Annotated in this window: 3 protein-coding genes; all 3 read left to right on the top strand. The window is 39.9% G+C overall.

Annotated elements, in window-relative coordinates; translation table 11 throughout:
• Window positions 1–27 precede the first annotated feature (27 nt).
• On the top strand, window positions 28–1,254 hold the full coding sequence (locus E1160_RS00525) for a response regulator (protein ID WP_155153041.1): 1,227 nt from the start codon (window positions 28–30) through the stop codon (window positions 1,252–1,254).
• A 77-nt stretch (window positions 1,255–1,331) separates the two neighbouring features.
• Window positions 1,332–2,195: a phosphate/phosphite/phosphonate ABC transporter substrate-binding protein gene (locus E1160_RS00520; RefSeq protein ID WP_155153040.1), complete on the top strand. Its 864-nt coding sequence runs from the start codon at window positions 1,332–1,334 to the stop codon at window positions 2,193–2,195.
• Window positions 2,180–3,937, top strand: a 1,758-nt coding sequence (locus E1160_RS00515) for a sensor histidine kinase (protein WP_155153039.1), incomplete at its 3' end; no start/stop codon positions are given. The genes E1160_RS00520 and E1160_RS00515, both read left to right, overlap by 16 nt.

Here is a 3,937-nt window from a genome sequence, read left to right as displayed (position 1 = left end):
AAAATAGTAGCGAAGGATGAGGGAATAATGTCGCAGAAACCACATGTTTTATTTGTTGATGATGAAGAGAATATTCTTCAAGGGTTGCGCCGTGGTTTCCGTGGGAAACGTAAAGAATGGTCTATGAGTTTTGCCGTTGGCGGTAAAAATGCCTTAGAAATTTTAGAAGATAATGAGATTGATATCATCGTTTCAGATATGCGCATGCCAGAGATGGACGGTGCTGAGTTATTAGAGAAGGTGAAAGAAAAATCCCCTGATACGACGCGAATTGTACTTTCTGGATATGCAGAGAATGAAGCAATTTTGAAGGTTGTAGGACCTGCCCATCAATATTTTGCAAAACCTTGTGACTTTGAAGTTTTAGAACGGAGTATAACTCGCATTCTAAGTTTGCGTTCTATGATTGATGAAAAAGGTATTCGTGCCAAAATCACTGGTTTGGAATCGTTACCATCCTTGCCAGATATTTTTATGAGGGTATTGCATACTATTGCGGATAAGGATGCGCATGTTCAAGAAATTTGTGGCCTAATTGAGCTGGATTTGGGTTTGAAAAGCCAAATTTTAAGAATAAGCAATTCGGCGTTTTTCGGTGTACCTCAACAGGTTACAAAGTTGGAAACAGCACTTAATTTACTTGGCCTAAATACGATCAGAAGTCTTGCTTTATTAGAGGGGTTTTTTCGTGTTTTTAGAAAACAGGATGATCTCATAGATATTTTGGGCGACCTGAGTGAAAATTCAATGTCTATTGCTAAGTTATCAGGGCAATTGGCAAGCAAACTCAATTTAAGTGAACAGCAACTCGATTGGGCTTCATCAGCGGGTGCTTTATCCCATATTGGCACATTGTATATTGCAACAGAAGAACCCGAAATTTTCAAGCATGCATCTAATAAAGCTGATGCAACATCTAAGCCTATATTTGAGTTTGAACAAGAATTTATGGGCTATCATCATGCTGCTATTGGCGGATATATCCTGGGTTTATGGGGGTTTCCAATAGAGATTTGTGAAGCGGTCGCTTTTCATCACACTCCCCACGATTGGGAAGGAGAAGAAGCTCCAATTATCACATGCGTTTACTTTGCACAGTTATTTACCCAATTGATGGCTGATGTAAATCAGGAAGAAGCTGAAATTTTATCTCGGCTGAAGCAAGACAGTTTTTTGCAGAGCCAGCTTAATTTTGATGATCAAGATATCGAAGCATTTATTCAAACAGCTATTCAAAATTTTAAATCTAACTAAACTTGTCACCAAATGAGGATATTTTTTGTTAGGTCGATATGAAAAGTTAAGGAAAGTTTTAATTATAGGAGGCTTCCATGAAGAAAATAACTCGTACCGTAATCGCTACCGCGTTTTTAGGCTTAACTGTCTCAGCTTCCAATGTTGCATCGGCATCTGACAATAGATTGTATTTTGGCATCGTACCTCAGCAAGCGGCTAGTCGACTGGCAAAAATGTGGGGGCCATTTATGAATGAAATCTCCAATCAAACCGGGATGGCAATTCAATTTGCAACCATGAAAGATATTCCCAGTTTTGAGAAATGCTTAGCGAAGGGTGCCTATGATATTTCTTATATGAATCCCTATCATTACACCGTTTTTAGTAAACAATCCGGATATGAAGCCATCGCTCATCAAACAGAGAAAAAACTAAAAGGGTTGATCGTTGTCAGAAGCGATTCAGATGCGATGACTTTGAAAGATTTGCAGAACCAAAAAGTCGCTTTTCCATCCCCAGCTGCCTTTGGTGCAAGCGTTTTACCGCGCGCAGAAATGCGTGGCCAGAATATTGATTTCGAACCAATTTATGTGAAATCTCATGATAGTGTGTATAAGGCAGTTGCCAATAAATTAATGCCTGCGGGTGGCGGTGTACAGCGAACTTTTAATAGTATTCCTGATGATTTGAAGGATCAATTGAAAGTTATTTACCGCACAAATGGATATACGCCTCATGCATTTGCAGTGAAAGGCGATATGGACAAAAAAAGAAAGCAGGCTATACAAGCTGCCATGATTGTCATCTCTCAAGAGTATCCAGAACTCCTAAAAAACATTGGTATGAAAGGTATCCAAAGTGCAACCAATGACACCTGGAATGATGTGCGTGATTTAGGATTATCAATGGCTGATACCAACATTGAACAACAAGGTGAGGTTAAATGTCGTTTCGATTAAAAACGATTTTGGGGATCGCGTTGATCGAGATCGTTCTTTTATCCATACTCGTATTCAGCAGTATGAAATATCTGCAGGATTCAAATGAAGAACAACTTATAGAGCGTGCGCGCACTTCTGCCCAATTATTCGCAACAATGACAACAGATGCTGTTGTTTCCATGGATCTTGCAACTTTAGATGCAATGGTTGAGAAAACAATTTCCAATCCAAGCTTTCTATACATTCGCATTATCCATGGATCAGGTGCTATTCTTTCCCAACAAGGTGCAGAAGATATTTTGAGTAGAGAGTTTATCGAAGATAGGAGTATCAAAGAAGCTCTCAAAGATAAGGTATTGGATGTAAGCTTTCCTATTACAATTGATCAGGAAGAATTCGGTCGCGTCGAATTAGGAATGGATACCGCACAGCTGGAAGGTCTCATTGATGATGCCGAGCAACATATGTTGGTTGTCGCGTTCATAGAAATCATACTAGTTGGTGTTTTTGGATTTATCCTTGGCGGTATGCTGACACGCCAGCTTAATTCGCTTCAACAAGGTGCAAAAAAAGTTGCTTCAGGAGATATTGGATATCAAATTAAGGTACAAGGTAAGGATGAACTTGCCGATACAGCCCTTAGTTTTAACGAAATGTCACGATCTTTGGCACGTTACGCTTCAGAACTTGAAGAGGCGCGTAAATTGGAAGAAAGCAAACGTGAAGTCGCTGAATCCGTTTTGCATGACGCCATCGAAAGTCTGTCTCAAGGCATACTAATTCTGGATGAAAACAATAGGATTTTACATATGAACAAATCATATGGTGAAATCTATGGTTTAAGTGCAAAAGTGATCCTTCACGAGGATATGAGTGACAGTTTGGGAGAAGAATTGGAATCTCAGTATAATCATATCTTTACCAAAGCCGATCAGGGAGAACTTCCTATTTCAAACTTCCCCGGTGGCTTACATGTAATGCATAGTTATCGTGAGATGGCTTCAGGTGGTAGAGTATATGTCGATACAGACGTGACTGATATCATTGAAGCAGAAGAAAAAAACAGAAAATTGGAACGTGAATTATTGCAGAGCCAGAAAATGGAATCTCTGGGTACACTTGCCGGCGGTATTGCACATGAGATCAACACACCGATCCAGTATATAGGTGATAATATTAGGTTTATGGGGGAAGCTGTAGGAGATCTACTGGAGACAATGAATGTATATGTCGAACTCGGAAAAGAGGTTGAAAGCTTAGAAGTCTTTGACGCAAAATTAAAGGAATGTCTTGAGGCTTATGAGGAAGCAGATATTGATTTCTTGAAAGATGAGCTACCGCAGGCTGTCACTCAATCGATTGAAGGGGTTAAGCAGGTTTCAAGTATCGTCCTGGCCATGAAAGAATTTGCACATCCGGTGTCCAAGGAAATGTCCAGTATCAACCTCAATAAGATTATCGAACGATCCAGCGTGGTTTGCCAAAGTGAATGGAAGAACCGTGCAGAATTGACGTTCAATTTGGATCAGGATTTGCCGTCTATTCAAGGTCTGGAAGGTGAGTTAAATCAGGTTATGCTAAATCTGATTGTAAATGCAGCTCACGCCATTGAAGAAAATGGAAGAGGGGTCGGGGAAATTGTGATTACAACCCATTCCAATGATAATGCTGTGTCCCTCACGGTAGAAGATAATGGTACGGGTATTCCCGAAGAAATAAAAAGTAAAATCTTTGAGCCATTCTTCACAACAAAAGACGTT

It is taken from the genome of Curvivirga aplysinae (assembly GCF_009711445.1).
GTDB lineage: Bacteria > Pseudomonadota > Alphaproteobacteria > UBA8366 > Aestuariispiraceae > Curvivirga > Curvivirga aplysinae.
The sequence above is the reverse complement of the archived record's forward strand: the minus strand, read 5'-3'. Positions and strand labels throughout refer to the sequence as shown.

What these genes read in the sequence shown, in the direction of transcription:
- E1160_RS00525 (WP_155153041.1), top strand. Translation starts at nt 28, where the DNA reads ATGTCGCAGAAACCACATGTTTTATTTGTTGATGATGAAGAGAATATT.
- E1160_RS00520 (WP_155153040.1), top strand. Translation starts at nt 1,332, where the DNA reads ATGAAGAAAATAACTCGTACCGTAATCGCTACCGCGTTTTTAGGCTTA.